Raw genomic sequence first — 14,967 nt, forward strand, 5'->3', positions numbered from 1 at the left:
CGACTAAAACAACTATTCTGAATATGCCGCCGCGTCTTTGACGCAACAGGGACAGGGTCCGTGAAAGTCCATGGAAAGCGTTGACAAACGTCTATTTGAACAGAGGATTTTCCGTTTTTCCTTGAGGCGCGCGACGCTTTGTCCTAACACCATGCCCACTTTCCGCCCCTTTCTTTGAAGGGGCGGCGCCGAAACGCGCTGACAGGGATAGGGAATGCTCAACGACGTCGCCGGTCTGACATTGATGGCCATGCTCCTGCCGTTCGCCGGCGCGCTTGTCGCCCCCTATCTGACCGCCCGTCTCGGCGCCAATGCGGCCTGGCTCCTGGCTCTCATCCCGGCCTTCGCCTTCGTCCATTTCGCCGGCTTCTGGCCGGCAATCGCTGCCGGCGAGGTGGTGACCGGCGGCTATGCCTGGGTGCCGAGCCTGAACCTCTCCTTCTCCTGGTTCCTCGACGGCCTGTCGCTCACCTTTGCGCTGCTGATCACCGGCATCGGCACGCTGATCGTGCTCTATTCCGGCGGTTACCTCAAAGGCCACGTCCAGCAGGGCCGTTTCTTCTCCTTCATCCTGATGTTCATGGGCTCGATGCTCGGCGTCGTGGTGTCCGACAGTTTCCTGATGCTGTTCGTCTTCTGGGAACTGACCTCGATCACCTCCTTCCTGCTGATCGGCTTCGACCATTCCCGCGAGGCCTCGCGCCGCGCAGCCCTCCAGGCGCTGGTCGTCACCGGCGGCGGCGGCCTTCTTCTGCTCGCCGGCCTGATTTTCATCTGGAACATCACGGGCTTCACCCAGCTGTCGCTGCTTTTGCATTCCGGCGACATCCTGCGCGAAAGTCCGTTCTATGCGGCGGCGCTCTTCCTCGTGCTCGGCGGCGCCTTTACCAAGTCGGCGCAGTTTCCGTTCCATTTCTGGCTGCCCAACGCCATGGAGGCGCCGACCCCGGTCTCGGCCTACCTGCATTCCGCCACCATGGTGAAGGCCGGCGTCTACCTGTTGATGCGGCTCAATCCGGTAATGGGCGATACGCCGGCCTGGGAAATCCTGCTGCCCTTCTTCGGCGGCATTACCCTTCTGGTCGGCGCCGTGCTCGCCATCCGCCAGACCGACTTGAAGCTGATGCTCGCCTATACGACCGTTGCCTCGCTCGGCCTCCTGGTCATGCTGACCGGCTTCGGCTCGCCCTATGCGGTGGCAGCCGCGGTGCTCTACCTGGTCGCCCATTCGCTGTTCAAAGGCGGCCTGTTCATGGTTGCCGGCATCATCGACCATGAGGCCGGCACGCGCGACGTGACGAAGCTTGGCGGCCTGCGCTCGGCCATGCCGATCACCTTTGTCGCCGCGCTCTTCGCCGCCATCTCCATGGCCGGCCTGCCGCCCTTCTTCGGCTTCCTCGCCAAGGAGGAGATCTATGCAGCGCTTGCCGGCCCCGATCCGCGCGCCATCCTCTTCACGCTGGTCGCCATCATCGGCAATGCGCTGATGTTCGTCATCGGCTTTGCCGTGGCGCTGAAACCCTTCCTCGGGCCCAAGGTCGAGACGCCGAAGCATGCCCATGAAGGCCCGGTCCTGCTCTGGCTCGGGCCGCTGGTGCTGTCGCTGATCGGTCTTGCCGCCGCGCTGTTCTCGCCGGTCGCGCATGCCTATGTGTCTTCGCCCATGGCCAGCGCCGTTGCCGGCGAGGCCGAAACCGTGACGATCAGCCTCGTCCCGCATATCGGCCTGCCGCTCGCGCTTTCCGTGCTGACGGTCGCGCTCGGCATCCTCGTCTTCCTCGGCCTCGATCGCGCTCGCAGCCTCGTTGCCCGCCTCGTCGACGCGCTCGGTCCGGGGCCCGATCGCGGCTTCGACCACTTCATCGCCGGACTGGTGCGCCTCTCCTGGCGCGTGACGCAACTGGTGCAGAACGGCCGGCTCGAGGTCTACATGACCTCCACCTTCCTGCTCTTGGCGCTCGTGCTGCTAGTGCCGCCGATCCTCCATGGCGAACTGCCGGCCCTGCCGGCCTGGCCGTCCGACGTGCGCTTCCATGAACTGGCCTTCATCGTCATCGCCATCGTCGGGCTGATCGCGGTTCTCGCCGCCAGGGACAGGCTGACGGCGATCGTCTCGCTCGGCATCCAGGGCTTTGCCGTCGCCGTCATCTTCCTTCTGTTCGGCGCGCCCGACCTGTCGTTCACCCAGTTCATGGTCGAGACCCTGTCGGTCGTCATCCTCGCCCTGGTCATGACCCGCTTGCGCCTCTCGCCCTCCGACCACCGCACCTGGACACAGGTTCTGGGGGACGGCGCGATCGCGATTGCCGCCGGCCTCGGCTTCGCGCTCATGCTGCTGAAGTCCACCCAGGCGCCGTTCGACGCAGCACTCACCGATTTCTTCAACGCCTATTCCAAGGTGATCGCCCACGGCGCCAATGTGGTCAACGTCATCATCGTCGACTTCCGCGGCACCGATACGCTGGGTGAAATCTCCGTGGTGATGATCACGGGCCTGGCCATCCTGGCGCTGATCCGCATCCGGGTCGTTCCCGTTGCGCCGGCCCAGAAAACCGTCGCGGCGCTCAAGGGCAAGAATGTCGAGAAGGAGCTGCGCAAATGAACACGCTGATCTTCCGCACGGTCGCGCCGTTCCTCACCGCGCTGATGCTCCTGTTTTCGATCTTCGTGCTGCTGCGCGGCCATAACGAGCCGGGCGGCGGTTTCATCGGCGGGCTGATCGCCGCCTCCGCCTTTGCCATTTACGGCATCGCCTTCGGCGTCTCGGCGGTCCGTCGGGCGCTGTGGTTCCATCCGATGTCGGTGGCCGGCGCCGGACTGCTGCTCGCCACGCTGTCCGGCATGCTCTCGGTCGTCCTCGGTGTGCCCTTCATGACCGGTCTGTGGATCTATCCGCAGATCTTCGGCGTCGAGGTGCCGCTCGCCACCGTCATGTCCTTCGACGTCGGCGTCTATCTGGTCGTCGTCGGTGCCATCACCTCGATCGCGCTCGCACTGGAAGAAAGGGAGAGCGACTGATGGAAGCGCTTCTGTCCGGCCTGGTCGGCATCTTCTTTGCCGGCGCCCTCTACCTGATGATGTCCAAGCATATCGTCCGCGTCCTGCTCGGCATCGTCATTCTCGGCAATGCGGTCAATCTTCTGCTGTTCACCACAGGTCGGCTGACCCGCGAGACGCCGCCGATCATCGCGGCAGGCTCTGACACGCTCTCGGCCGGCGCCGCCAATCCGCTGCCGCAGGCCCTCATCCTGACCGCCATCGTCATTTCCTTCTCCTTCTTTTGCTTCCTGCTGGTGCTGACCTATCGCGCCTACCAGGACCTCGGCACCGACGACACCGACGAGATGCGCGTCGCCGAGCCAAAGGGCGAGCCGCTGCCGCCGATGGGATACTGAGTGCATGATGATGTTTGCGCCTGATGTGAACCCCCTCTGGCCTGCCGGCCATCTCCCCCACAAGGGGGGAGAGACCGTGCGGCACGGGCCCGGACAAACCTCCAAGGCCCAATGGAGGCCGAGTGTTCACGGCCTGAATTTCGGACGCAGCGCCGGCGGCGGGGCGGTCTCCCCCCTTGTGGGGGAGATGGCCGGCAGGCCAGAGGGGGTCTTTTCCTGATGGCCGTAACCTCCTCCCCCATCGACCTCTCGCTCGCCTTCGTCATGGCGCCGTCGACCGGTGCCGAGTGGCTGACCATCCTGCCTGTCGCCATCGGCCTCGGCTTCGGCGCCGTGCTGATGATGCTCAGGCATTCGACCAAGGCCCATCCGTTCATCGCCATTCCGGGCCTTGCCCTGATTGTGCTGGTCGACGCGTTGCTCTTGGCGCATGTGGCGGCAAACGGCCCGGTGACGATGATGATGGGCCGCTGGCTGCCGCCCTTCGGCATCGCCTTCACCGTCGACCTGACCGGGGTGCTTCTGGCGCTCGCCGCCGCCATCGTCGCGCTGGCCGGCAGCATCTATGCGCTCGGCGACATCAACCAGAGCGGCCGCCGCTACGGCTTCTATCCCTTCCTGATGGTGCTGATGGCCGGCGTCTCCGGCGCCTTCCTCACCGGCGACATCTTCAACCTCTATGTCTGGTTCGAGGTCCTGCTGATCTCGTCCTTCGGCCTCTTGATCCTCGGCTCCGAGCGCGAGCAGATCGACGGGGCGCTGAAATATGCGGTGCTGAACCTCATCGGCACGACGCTGTTCCTGATCGCCGTCGGCTATCTCTATGCGATCTTCGGCACGCTCAACATGGCCGACATTGCGCAAAAGGCCGGGTCCTTGCGCGAAACCGCCCCGCTGATGACGCTCGGCGCCCTGTTCGTCTTCGCCTTCGGCATGAAGGCGGCCGCCTTTCCGGTCAATTTCTGGCTGCCGGCCTCCTACCACACGCCGCGCATCGTCGTCTCCGCGCTGTTCGCCGGCCTTCTGACCAAGGTCGGCGTCTATGCGCTGCTGCGCGTCATGGTCATGCTCCTGCCGGTCGAGCGCGAGGCGCTCAGCCTCGTCATCGCCATTGCCGCGGCACTCACCATGGTGCTCGGCGCCATGGGGGCGCTTGCCCAGTCCGACATCCGCCGCTTCTTGGGATTCGTCGTCGTCTCCGGCATCGGCTACATGCTGGCGGGTGCGGCGATCGCCGGAACGGCCGGGCTTTCGGCGGCGATCTTCTATGCCCTGCATTCGATCGTTCTGATGACAGCACTCTATCTTCTGGCGGGCGAGGCGGCGCGGCGCGAAGGCTCCTATCGCCTGGAAAGCCTGTCGGGCCTCTGGGCGGCTGCCCCCGCCTTTGCCGGCCTGTCGCTCGCCCTGTTCTTCGCCGGCTCCGGCCTGCCGCCATTCTCCGGTTTCTGGCCCAAGGCCATGCTGGTCAAAGCCTCGCTCGACATCGGCGCCTGGTGGTTGGCGGGTTCGATCCTCTTGTCCGGCTTCCTCACCACCATCGCCTTCGGCCGCCTCTTCCTGCTCGCCTACTGGCGCCCGGCACCGGTTGCGACCGTGGCAGTGGGCGAGGGGACGTCAGCCGCTGACGCCGCCGTTTCGTCCGCCCCGATCGCGCTTGTCCCGCGTGCCCCGGCCTCGGCCATGCTGCCGATCCTCGTCCTTTCGGCGCTCGTCGTCTGGTTCGGCCTCTTCCCCGAACCGCTGATCGATCTGAGCCAGCGGGCGGCGATCGGGCTTGCCGACCCCGCGGCCTATCTCAAGTCCGTCTTTCCCGCGGGAGGTCAGCCATGATCCTCTATGCCATCAACCTGCTCATGGCGATCGTCTGGGCCGCCATCACCGGCAGCGCCTCGCTGCACAATCTGATCTTCGGCTTCGTGCTGTCGACCCTGGCGCTCGGCCTGATCCGCGAACAGATCAACGGCACCGGCTATATCCGCCGCGTGGTGAAGATCGCCTCGCTCGCCTGGCTGTTCTTCGTCGAACTGGCCAAGTCGGCCTGGAAGGTTGCCGTCATGGTGGTGAGCCCGAGGCTCGACATCAAGCCCGGCATCTTCGCCTTTCCGCTGACGGTGACGCGCGACTTCGAGATCACGCTGCTCGCCAACCTCATCACGCTCACCCCCGGCACGCTGTCGGTCGATGTTTCCGACGACAAGAAGACGCTCTACGTGCACGCCATCGACTGCGCCGATCCCGAAGGCGCGCGCCGCGACATCGCCGACGGCTTCGAGCGCAAGATCCTGGAGGCCTTCGCATGATTGCTCCGGAAAGCATCATCCAGGCGGCGTGCAATTTCGCCCTCGTCATCCTCGGCATTTCCTTCCTTCTCACCGTCTATCGGGTGGTGAAGGGACCGACGCTGCCCGACCGGGTGCTGTCGCTCGACATGCTGGTCGGTATCGCCATCGGCTTCATCGCCGTCATCGCCATTCGCACCGGCTACACGCTCTATATCGACATCGCCATCTCGCTCGGCCTCGTCGGCTTCCTTGCCACCGTCGCCTTTGCCCGCTTCATCCTGGCGCGCGGCGTGGTCGGCGAGAAGCCGCTGGAGGACGGACCGGTGCTGCGCACCGACAAGCAGAAGACAAAGGGCGCCAAGAAGGCCAAGCCTGCGGCCGCATCGGCCGCCGGCAGCAAGTCCGGCGGCGCGACAAGGGGAGGGGCACGCAAATGATGGCCTACGGGATCGCCCTTTTCACAGGCCTTCTGATCGTCGGCGGGGCGCTTTTCGCGCTGATCGCCGCGATCGGCATCAACCGCCTGCCCGACCTCTATACCCGCATGCACGCCGCCTCCAAGGCGGGCACGGTCGGCTCGGGCCTGCTGCTGCTCGCCGTCGGCCTGCATGCCGGCGACCTTGCCACCTTCAGCCGCGCGGTTGCCGGCTTCTTCTTCTTCATCCTGACCGCCCCGGTCTCGGCCCACCTGCTCGCCAAGGCGGCGCACCAGGTCGGTTACCGGCTCTCGCCGGTCTCCGTCTGCGATGAACTGAAGAGTGATGAGTTGAAGCGCAAGGCGTCGAAGGTCAAGGCATAGACTTCAGGTCGAGAAGACCGATCCCGGCTTTTGCCGCGCAGTCGAAAAGCCAAGTAAAGCGCTGATCTGTCGTCTTGTTTTGCCGGCAACGCAGCATATTTCGCAAGCGCAGCAAGTCAATCGATTCGGATTTTGAGCAAAAGTTCCATTGGCCTCCCCATAATTGGGGAAAAATATTACGTGGATTTTTTCCGGAATAGTGGTAACGAATTGATAGAGTCACGATCCTTGGAGACTTGGTTTTCTTGCGCTCTTGATTCCCGCAGCGACGTTGTATTCGCAACTGCTTGATCTGCCGGGGGTTAAGTCCACAGAAGGCCGGACTACAGGGTCAGTCGGGACAAATTCCTGAACGCTATTCCGGAATCTAGGGGTGGATTCCACGTCGGCAACGACAGGATTTGCGTTTGCGGCCTTTGTTCCGTGGCTTCAACGAGTGGTGCCGGCCGGTCAGCTGGCGCCTTGGCAAGCACAGTTGAACAGGAGACTAGAAATGACAGAAATCGCCCATGTCGCGGGCCAGGATCTGCTGGTGGAACTCACCGCGGACATCGTTGCGGCCTATGTGAGCCACCATGTGGTGCCCGTCGGGGACCTCGCCAACCTCATTTCCGACGTACACTCGGCGCTCAGCAATACCGCGTCGCCGGCTCCGGTCGTCTCGGTCGTCGAAAAGCAGAAGCCGGCGGTCGCCGTGCGAAAGTCCGTTCAGGACGACCAGATCATCTGCCTGGAATGCGGCGGCTCCTTCAAGTCGCTGAAGCGCCACCTGATGACCCACCACAATCTCGGACCGGAAGAATACCGCGACAAGTGGGACCTGCCGATGGACTACCCGATGGTGGCTCCCGCCTATGCCGAAGCGCGCTCGCGCCTGGCCAAGGAAATGGGCCTCGGCCAGCGCCGCAAGCGCGGCAAGTAAGCGCAGCCCACCACGCGCGCCCTGCCGGAAAGGCGAAGGGCAAAACGAAACCGGACCGCGAGGCCCGGTTTTTTGTTGTTGGGAATAAGGAAATAAATCCCATCAAAATTGTGCCGCGAACGCGAAACGCGGGGAAATTCAGAGGCAACGTAAAAAATCGCGTCTTCCGCCATCCCCGCATTCTGATATGGGTGTATGAATTAATTCCTATCTATTGGGAGTAGTCATATGCCACAGCAGCAAGCCATTTCCGCCTCATCCGCTTCCGCCGCCACACCTGTCGGTCGGACCGCAATCCCGTCGCCGACGCAGTCGCCGGCGCAGTCGCAGTCCCAGGCCCAGGCCGCGGACCGCGCCGCACTGGCCGACCGGCGCATCGTCTGCATGGTGGTGCGCCAGCTCACCGCTGAACTGCTGGGCGTCGTCGGCGACCGCCAGGAGGTGCGGCGCGCGCGCCGGCGGGCCAGCTGCCATGTGCGCCAGATCGCCATGTATGTCTGCCATGTCGCGCTCTCCATGTCCTATGGCGAGATCGCCGAGGCCTTCGGGCTCGACCGCACGACGGTCAGCCATGCCTGCCATGTGGTCGAGGACCGACGCGACGATGCGGCCTTCGACACCTTCGTCAGCACCGTCGAGCGGCTGGCCGAATCGGTCTGCATGGTCGCCGGGAGGCCGGCATGATGCAGACGCTTCCGACGCCGGCCGAACGGCGCCTGCTTCTGCGCCTGCTGAAGCTTGCCCTGCGCGGCCCCCTTGAGGTCTTAAAGGGCGAGGACGGCCGGCTGTCGGTCTGTTGCGCAAAGAGCGGCGCGGAGAAGGGCAAGACAAAGGGCCGGAAGGAAGACGGGCCTGACGGTCCGGATGCCGGCCTGCCCACCCGCATCACCGACGTTCCGGCCGGCCTGTTGCGCTTTGCGGTGGCGGGCGGGCTGATCGTCCGCGATGGACCGGTGCTGAAGTCAGGCGAGGGGACGGCCACCTATCTGCGCCGGGCCATGGTCGCACCCGGCGACGAGGCCTTTCTCGAGCAGCACCGCGACATGGCCGACGAGACCCTGGTCGAGAACGGCCGGAGGCGGCCGGTCCGGCGCAATCTGGCCGAATCACCCCTGTCCGGCCTCGCCCGGCTGAAGGACCGCAACGGTGCCGCCTATTACGACGAACAGGCGATCGCCGCGGGAGAGCGGCTCGCCGTGGATTTCGAGCGCGCCGGCCTGCAGCCGCGCATCACGTCGTCCTTCGAGCCGCGCCTAGCCGGGCGGGTGCGGGGGGCGGCACCCGCCTCGGTCGAGATCGCCGATTCGGCGCTGGGCGCCCGCGCCCGGGTCAATGCGGCGATCGAGGCCATGGGGCCGGAGCTTGCCGGCGTGGCGCTCGACGTCTGCTGTTTCATGAAGGGGCTGGAGACGGTCGAGCGCGAGCGGCAATGGCCGGCCCGCTCCGCCAAGCTGATGCTGCGCGCCGCCCTTCTGGCACTCGCCCGCCACTATGCGCCGCCACCCAAGGGCGGCCGCCGCCGGCATCACTGGGGCACGCAAGATTTCCGCCCGGAAATCGGCTGATGTGTCGCCTCGCATCGGGCAGGTTGCGCGGGTGACCTTTTTGGCAACTTGGCCAAACAACCCACAGCGGCGGTCCGCATTTACGTGACATTATGCTAAATAAGCGGTAAATGCGCGCCTTGCGCCCTCCATCCCGTCGACGCACCCGCGGGCCCCTCAGCGCCTGACAAACCACTGACCGTCGGAAGACATCCATGCCCTTTCGCATCCGCACCGCCTTGAGCCCTTCCCTGGCATTCATCACCATGGCCTTTGTCCTGACGGGCGCCGTCATCGGTCTCGCCATGGCCTATGTGCTGATCAACGAACGGGGCAGCGCCTACGAGGCGGCGCGGCTGACGAGTGCCGTCGAGGTCCGCATGCGCGGTGTCCAGACGGCCGTGGCGCAGTCGCTGCACCGGGAGTGGCGTCATCTCCTGGAGGTGCGCCGGAAATTGGCCGTGCTGCGGCCGCAGGACCTGCAGACGCAGCTCGACACGCTCGTCGGCGGTGGAAGCGTGGTGTCCTGGGCCGGCTATGCGCAAAGCGACGGGACTGTCGTCGCCGCGTCCGGCGGTCTGCTGGTGGGAGAGAGTGTCGAGCAGCGTCCCTGGTTCCGGGAGGGCCTGAGGGGGACCTTTGCCGGCGATGCCCATGAGGCCCTTCTGCTTGCTGCCAAGCTGCCGCCGCAGGCCGACGGCGCCCCGCCGCAATTCCTCGACCTTGCCGCGCCCGTCGTGGATGCCGATGGTTCGGCCATCGGCGTGCTCGGGCTGCACCTCAACGTCGCCTGGGCCCAGCGCCTCCTGAACGAACTGGCCGCGTCGATGGCGGTGGATATCTTCGTCGTTGGCGCCGATGGCGCTGTCGTCGCCTCGTCCACCGGCGAACAGCCGCCGACCCTCGACCTGCCGAGCTTCCGAATGGCCCGTTCCGGCCTCTCCGGCTCGGGTGTCGAAACCTGGCCGGACGGCCGCACCTATTTCACCACCACGGTCCCCGAACTGAGCTATGCCGACCTGCCGCGGTTCGGCTGGAACCTGGTGGCCCGGATCGATGGCGAATACGCCGCCTTGCCGGCGCGTATCCTGTCGCGGGATCTGATGCTCCGCCTTGTCGGCTTTGCCCTGATCCTGGCGCTGCTTACCCTTCTGTTCATCGTCGCCTTCATCCGGCCGTTTGCCGAGCTTGCCCGCAATGCCGCCGACATTGCCGAGGGCAGGGATGTCTATCCCCTGGAAAGCCACCGGACGCGCGAGCTCGGCATGATCGGCGCGGCGCTGGCGCGCCTGCAATCGGCGGCCCATCCGCATGAAATGCCGCATGCCGGCGAGAACGAGGAGCGCGCTAGCGACGCTCGAGACGCGAGAGAGCCTCGCCCAAGACGGCGGACAGCCGGGTCGAGGTGACGCTCGGCACCGCCCCTTGCGCGTAGAGGCGCCGCAGCAGCGCCTCGTACTGATGCTCGTCCAGTTCCAGCGACAGGACGGCCCCGTCGCCGGTGGTCTCGAGCACGAAGGCCTGCATATCGCCGATATCGCGGATCTTGAGCTCGACCGCCTCCCCAGGCAATAGCTGAACGCCGCGAATGCGCGCGGTCCCCTCGGTGAGGTCGGTGAGCCAGACCCGCTTCAGCCGGCCGTCGGCGAGGATGACACAGCGTTCCGGATGGTCGGCCAGGTGCTGCTCCACCCGCGGCAGCTCGACACAGACGGTGATCGCCACGCTGAGGATCAAAAGGTTGTAGATCGTCCAGAACAGGATGACATATTTGCCGTCCCCGGAATCGGAGAAGGCAAAGCTGTCGAAGGCGATGCCGAGCAGCAGGCCCAGCGCCGTCAGCGACAGCAGGATGAGAAAGGGCATCATCATCCGCCATTGGATGACGACCCTTGTCCGGTCGCCCCCCTTGGCGGTGACGCTGAACGGATGCCCCTTCGGCCGGATCAGCCCGACCACGGCGGCGCGCGTGATCGGGATCGCGCCGAGCAATTGGCTCACATCGTTGACGATCGGAACGATCAGCCCGGACGAGACGAAGTTCAGCGCGAACAGCACCCAGAAATAATAGGGCACGAAGTAGAAGACGACATCCGCCAGGCTCGCCTCGACGACGGTGACGTTGAAGAACCAGTAGAGCAGCGGAAAGACCATGCAGGCGATGCGGAAGGAAAAGCTCGTCAGCCAGAACATCACCGAATCGACGACGCTTAAGCGGTCGCGCAGCCTCAGGCGGCTTTCGGCGAGGGGGCCCACGCGGCTGCGCGCGATCTGCATCAGCCCGAGGCACCAGCGCGCCCGCTGCGTCACATATTCCTTGAGGCCCTCCGGCGCCAGGCCCTCGGTCAGCGCCTCGTTGAGATAGACCGTCCGCCACCCCGCCTCCTGGAGCACCAGGGTCAGCATGAAGTCCTCGGTCACGCTCTCCGTCGGAAAGCCGCCGACGGCCTCTACCGCCTGCCAGCGGACGATCGACGAGGTGCCGCAGCAGAACGCGATGCCCCAGGCGTCCCGGCTCGGCTGCAGGTGATCGAAGAAGAAGCGCTGCTCGTCGGGATAGGATCGGCTCAGCCCGAGATTGTGCTGGATCGGGTCGGGATTGAAGAAGTGCTGCGGGGTCTGGACGAGACCGACGTCCGGGGCGTGAAACAGCGCCAGCGCCCGCGAGATGAAATCGGCATGGGGAACGAAGTCGGCATCGAGAACGGCGACGAAATCCGGCGGATGCGGATCAGAGGCGAGCACGCCCAGCGCGTGGTTGATATTGCCGGCCTTGGAGCCGAGGTTGTCGGCGCGGCGCAGATAGCGCACCCGCTGGCCTTTACAGAAGTCGCGCAGCCAGTCGCGCCGTCCGTCGTCGAGGATGAGCACGTCGCAGTTCGGATGATGGCTCGCCTTCGCCCCGACGATCGTCCGTTCGAGCACGTCGCGCTGCTCGTTATAGGTCGCGATCAGGATCGCCACCTTCGGCGGATCAGGCTCCCACCAGGCCAGATTGCGATCGGCCTCCTGCGAACGCGAGCCGGTCCGGCTGAGGATGGCGAAGGCGCTGAGCGAGGACAGGCCGGCCGCCGCCTCGGAAAGAAAGAAGGACCAGCTGAACAGGCAGTCCCAGGTCAGGCCGACAGGGGCAAGCGTCTCGGTTGCCCGCCACCAGAGATAGCGCAGCGTGAGCAGGGCGGCGACGGAAAACAGGCCGGCCCGGTGCCAGCTGTTCTTCGGGTCCAGCACGTCGTCCAGCAGCAGGGCCGCACCGACGAGGAGCAGCGCCAGCATCGCCACGGACTGGACCTCGCTGCCGAGGAGGAGGCTTTCCATCGTCAGTTCCAGAGCCGCCGGAGCCAGTCCAGCGGACGGTTTTCCAAAAACACCCGCCCGGTACGGCCGATGAGGCAGCGCAATTCTTCGTCCTCGCGCAGCGCCGGCACGTCGAGGGTGACGTCGAAACGCCCGAGATGACGCTCGCTGGGGGCAATCGCCAGGTTGTCGTAGACGGCGGAGGCCCCGGAGCCGGCGACACGGGTGACCGTCCCTTGCAGCAGCCGGCCGCTGCCGTTCATGCGGAACGAGGCCGAGCTGCCCGGCTCGATGCCGTTATAGACCCGCTCGGTTACGGAAAGCGTGACGATCGCCGAATCGCAATCGACCAGCCGCAGCAGGTCCTGGCCCCGCTGGACGGTCTCGCCGGAAACAGCCAGATAGTCCCAGACGAGGCCGGACACATTGGCTTGCAGGGCCGAGGAGGTCAGCAGGTTGACGCGCAGCCGCTCCGTGCGGATCCTCGCCTCCAGGGCATTGAAGATCACCGACTGTGCCTCCGCATTGGCATCGATCTCGGCCTTGCGCGCCTGAAGCTCCGATATTCTCTGCCCGGAAGAGGGGGTGTCGTTATAGCCGTCGCCCAGAAGGATGCCGCGCTCGGCGGCACCCAGGTTGATCCGGGCGACGCGGCTGGTCTCCTCCGCGTTTTTAAGGTTGAGCGCCGCGACTTCCGCCGATGACTGCGCTTCCTCGAGCGATTCCCCCGTCCTTATGCCCTGTTTGCTCAGCCGCCTGGAACGCTCCAGGCTGAGCTCGGCATAGCGCAGCCGCGCCTCAGCAGTGGAACGGCCGGCTTCGGCGCTCTCGACCATGGCACGCAACTGCTCGGTTCTTTCCTTGCGATGGGACGCGGCCTGCGCGCGCAGCTCCTCGATCGCACTCTGGATGGCATTTGCCGTCCGGTCCAGCCTGTCGATCTCCGCGAGCGTTTCGGCCCTTTCCTGGAGGAGATCGGAAAGCCGGATCGTGTCGACCAGCGGATCGGAGAGTGCGCCAAGCGTATCCCCGCGGCTGATCCGCGCGCCGAGCGGGCGGGACACGAGCTGGAACGTGCCGGCGATCGGCGCCCGGATCGTGGTGACCCGTGCATTGACGAAGGCATCCGCGCTCACCCCCGCCGTCTGTTCCCGGAAGATGACGAACAGGGCGAGAAAGACGAAGGTCAGCCCCGCGATGATCTTGATCGACCTCATGCTGGGAATGGCCCCCCGTACCGCGTGGGCGAAGCCGCGCAGACGACGGGAAGGGGCGGGTTGGAGGCTGCATTCCCATTGCCTTTGGCGGCGAAGTCATAGCCGTCGAGATTTCGGCCCATCATGGACTCCTGCGTTGTGGCGTCTGGAAACATACCACGACAACGGGAGCCGGCAGGGGGGCACTGCCACCGGCGGTTAACACCGGCTTAACAGGATGGATCAAATGGAAGACCATCTCCGCATCGGCCGGAGCATCATCCCCGGGCCTTCAAATCATCACACCAGATGCCGCGCCGCCTCCTCGCGGATGCGCTGGATCATCGAGCGCAGGCCGTTGGCGCGCTGGGCCGAGAGGTGCTCGATCAGCCCGAGTCTGGAAAACAGCTCGATGGCATCGAAGGCGACGATTTCCGAGGCGCGCTTGCCGGAATAGGCGGCGAGCACGATCGCCACCAGGCCACGCACGATATGCGCGTCCGAATCGCCGGCAAGGTCGATGACCGGGTCCGGGCCCTCATGCGGATGGGTCGAAAGCCAGACCTGGCTGGCGCAACCCTTGACCTTGTTTTCCGCCGTCCGCTCGCCTTCGGGAAGCTCGGGCAGTTCCTTGCCGAGCTCCATGACGTAGCGCATCCGGTCCTCCCAGTCGTCCAGGAAGCCAAAATCCTCGGTCATCTGCGCAAGCGTCGTCATGGGTGTCACATCCGGTTCAAGCATGGGTCGACCCGGTATAGGCGATCCGGGCGGGCATTTGAACCTTTGCGGCGGACGGCAGGCGGGGAAAAAGAAAAAGCCGCGAGGACAGGGGGTTCCTCGCGGCTCGGCAAAGGGCCGAAGTTTCCTGTGGGACAGGCAGACAGACAGGCAGACAGGCAACCGAGCATGGCCCGGATGGGCAAGGCATGCTCCGCTGCAAGCGGAGATCCGGGGCCGCCAATCGGCCCTGGGGAATTGTCGGGAGGCGGCGCCGCGTGCCTTTCGGCGGTGGCGGCCGTGCCGGGGTCGGGTTACGACTTGGGCGGGGTATAGGGTTTCGGCAGGTTGTCCTTCCGCGGGCGGCTCGCCGGGATGACCGTGCCCGTGGTGACGATATCGGTGACGGCCTCGGCCTGTGCGGGCGCGGCTTCCGCGCTCAGCGACGGCCGGGCGGGCTCATCTTCGGCGACCGCCTGTTCGCCGTCGTCGGCAAACTGGCTGTCGAGGATCTGGTAGGCGACCAGCGCGCCTTCGCGGGCTCGTTCGCCCAGAAGCTTGAAGGTTTCGGCGCCCTTTTCGCAGACGTCCGGCTTTTCCGTGCAGATGGCGGAGAGATAGTGATAGGCGTCGGTCGCCGCCACGATCGCATCGCCGATTTCAAGGCTGGGGCCCTCGGCGGCATCCTGTGCCGGCTGGCTGCCGAAGAACGACAGCACCACCAGCGTCATCGAGCACCAGAAAGCTCCCTTGATCAGAAACCACATCGTCTTCACCAATCCCGTTTTGCCCGTCCCAAAACCGTTTTCCGG

General features: G+C 65.3%; 15 protein-coding genes. 11 read left to right on the forward strand and 4 right to left on the reverse strand.

Annotation, left to right across the window (positions count from 1 at the left end):
• Positions 1 to 214 precede the first annotated feature (214 nt).
• The 11 genes from DYZ14_RS16460 to DYZ14_RS16510 all read left to right on the forward strand — a co-directional run bounded on the left by DYZ14_RS16460 (position 215) and on the right by DYZ14_RS16510 (position 10,354).
• Positions 215 to 2,602 (forward strand): putative monovalent cation/H+ antiporter subunit A, encoded by a 2,388-nt coding sequence (locus tag DYZ14_RS16460; protein ID WP_154721689.1) that lies wholly within the window; start codon positions 215 to 217, stop codon positions 2,600 to 2,602.
• Complete coding sequence (locus DYZ14_RS16465) at positions 2,599 to 3,018, forward strand: Na+/H+ antiporter subunit B (RefSeq protein WP_154721690.1); 420 nt, start codon at positions 2,599 to 2,601, stop codon at positions 3,016 to 3,018. Before DYZ14_RS16460 ends, DYZ14_RS16465 begins: the two co-directional genes overlap by 4 nt.
• Positions 3,018 to 3,395, forward strand: a complete 378-nt coding sequence (locus tag DYZ14_RS16470; protein ID WP_115672462.1) for a Na+/H+ antiporter subunit C — start codon at positions 3,018 to 3,020, stop codon at positions 3,393 to 3,395. The genes DYZ14_RS16465 and DYZ14_RS16470 overlap by 1 nt, the downstream gene beginning before the upstream one ends.
• A 219-nt stretch (positions 3,396 to 3,614) precedes the next feature.
• A complete protein-coding gene (locus tag DYZ14_RS16475; protein WP_154721691.1) occupies positions 3,615 to 5,228 on the forward strand; it encodes a Na+/H+ antiporter subunit D in 1,614 nt (537 codons plus the stop codon).
• Positions 5,225 to 5,698, forward strand: a complete 474-nt coding sequence (locus tag DYZ14_RS16480) for a Na+/H+ antiporter subunit E (RefSeq protein WP_154721692.1) — start codon at positions 5,225 to 5,227, stop codon at positions 5,696 to 5,698. The genes DYZ14_RS16475 and DYZ14_RS16480 overlap by 4 nt, the downstream gene beginning before the upstream one ends.
• Positions 5,695 to 6,117, forward strand: coding sequence for a cation:proton antiporter (locus DYZ14_RS16485; protein ID WP_154721693.1), 423 nt, complete (start codon positions 5,695 to 5,697; stop codon positions 6,115 to 6,117). The genes DYZ14_RS16480 and DYZ14_RS16485 overlap by 4 nt, the downstream gene beginning before the upstream one ends.
• Positions 6,114 to 6,479 carry a monovalent cation/H(+) antiporter subunit G gene (mnhG, locus tag DYZ14_RS16490; RefSeq protein WP_154721694.1) on the forward strand — a complete coding sequence of 122 codons (366 nt, stop codon included), beginning with the start codon at positions 6,114 to 6,116 and terminating at the stop codon, positions 6,477 to 6,479. Before DYZ14_RS16485 ends, mnhG begins: the two co-directional genes overlap by 4 nt.
• Before the next feature lie 493 nt (positions 6,480 to 6,972).
• Positions 6,973 to 7,401 (forward strand): MucR family transcriptional regulator, encoded by a 429-nt coding sequence (locus DYZ14_RS16495; protein WP_154721695.1) that lies wholly within the window; start codon positions 6,973 to 6,975, stop codon positions 7,399 to 7,401.
• 228 nt (positions 7,402 to 7,629) lie between these two features.
• The gene (locus DYZ14_RS16500; RefSeq protein WP_232365565.1) at positions 7,630 to 8,085 is read left to right on the forward strand and encodes a helix-turn-helix domain-containing protein; all 456 of its coding nucleotides are present in this window, start codon (positions 7,630 to 7,632) and stop codon (positions 8,083 to 8,085) included.
• A complete protein-coding gene (locus tag DYZ14_RS16505) occupies positions 8,082 to 8,966 on the forward strand; it encodes a DUF6456 domain-containing protein (protein WP_154721696.1) in 885 nt (294 codons plus the stop codon). The genes DYZ14_RS16500 and DYZ14_RS16505 overlap by 4 nt, the downstream gene beginning before the upstream one ends.
• 194 nt (positions 8,967 to 9,160) lie before the next feature.
• Positions 9,161 to 10,354 carry a cache domain-containing protein gene (locus tag DYZ14_RS16510; protein ID WP_154721697.1) on the forward strand — a complete coding sequence of 398 codons (1,194 nt, stop codon included), beginning with the start codon at positions 9,161 to 9,163 and terminating at the stop codon, positions 10,352 to 10,354.
• On the opposite strand, the gene DYZ14_RS16515 is transcribed toward DYZ14_RS16510, so the two are convergent.
• From DYZ14_RS16515 to DYZ14_RS16530, 4 genes are all read right to left on the reverse strand, one after another.
• On the reverse strand, positions 10,293 to 12,263 hold the full coding sequence (locus DYZ14_RS16515) for a glycosyltransferase family 2 protein (protein ID WP_154721698.1): 1,971 nt from the start codon (positions 12,261 to 12,263) through the stop codon (positions 10,293 to 10,295). The genes DYZ14_RS16510 and DYZ14_RS16515 overlap by 62 nt on opposite strands.
• 2 nt (positions 12,264 to 12,265) lie before the next feature.
• Complete coding sequence (locus tag DYZ14_RS16520) at positions 12,266 to 13,459, reverse strand: HlyD family secretion protein (protein ID WP_154721699.1); 1,194 nt, start codon at positions 13,457 to 13,459, stop codon at positions 12,266 to 12,268.
• A 279-nt stretch (positions 13,460 to 13,738) separates the two neighbouring features.
• Positions 13,739 to 14,155, reverse strand: coding sequence for a SufE family protein (locus DYZ14_RS16525; RefSeq protein WP_154721700.1), 417 nt, complete (start codon positions 14,153 to 14,155; stop codon positions 13,739 to 13,741).
• Positions 14,156 to 14,469: 314 nt separating this feature from the next.
• Positions 14,470 to 14,922 carry a DUF5330 domain-containing protein gene (locus DYZ14_RS16530; protein ID WP_154721701.1) on the reverse strand — a complete coding sequence of 151 codons (453 nt, stop codon included), beginning with the start codon at positions 14,920 to 14,922 and terminating at the stop codon, positions 14,470 to 14,472.
• Between the last annotated feature and the right edge of the window lie 45 nt (positions 14,923 to 14,967).

The sequence above is a fragment of the Ciceribacter sp. T2.26MG-112.2 genome (assembly GCF_900492205.1).
In the GTDB taxonomy this organism is placed as follows: Bacteria; Pseudomonadota; Alphaproteobacteria; order Rhizobiales; family Rhizobiaceae; genus Allorhizobium; species Allorhizobium naphthalenivorans_A.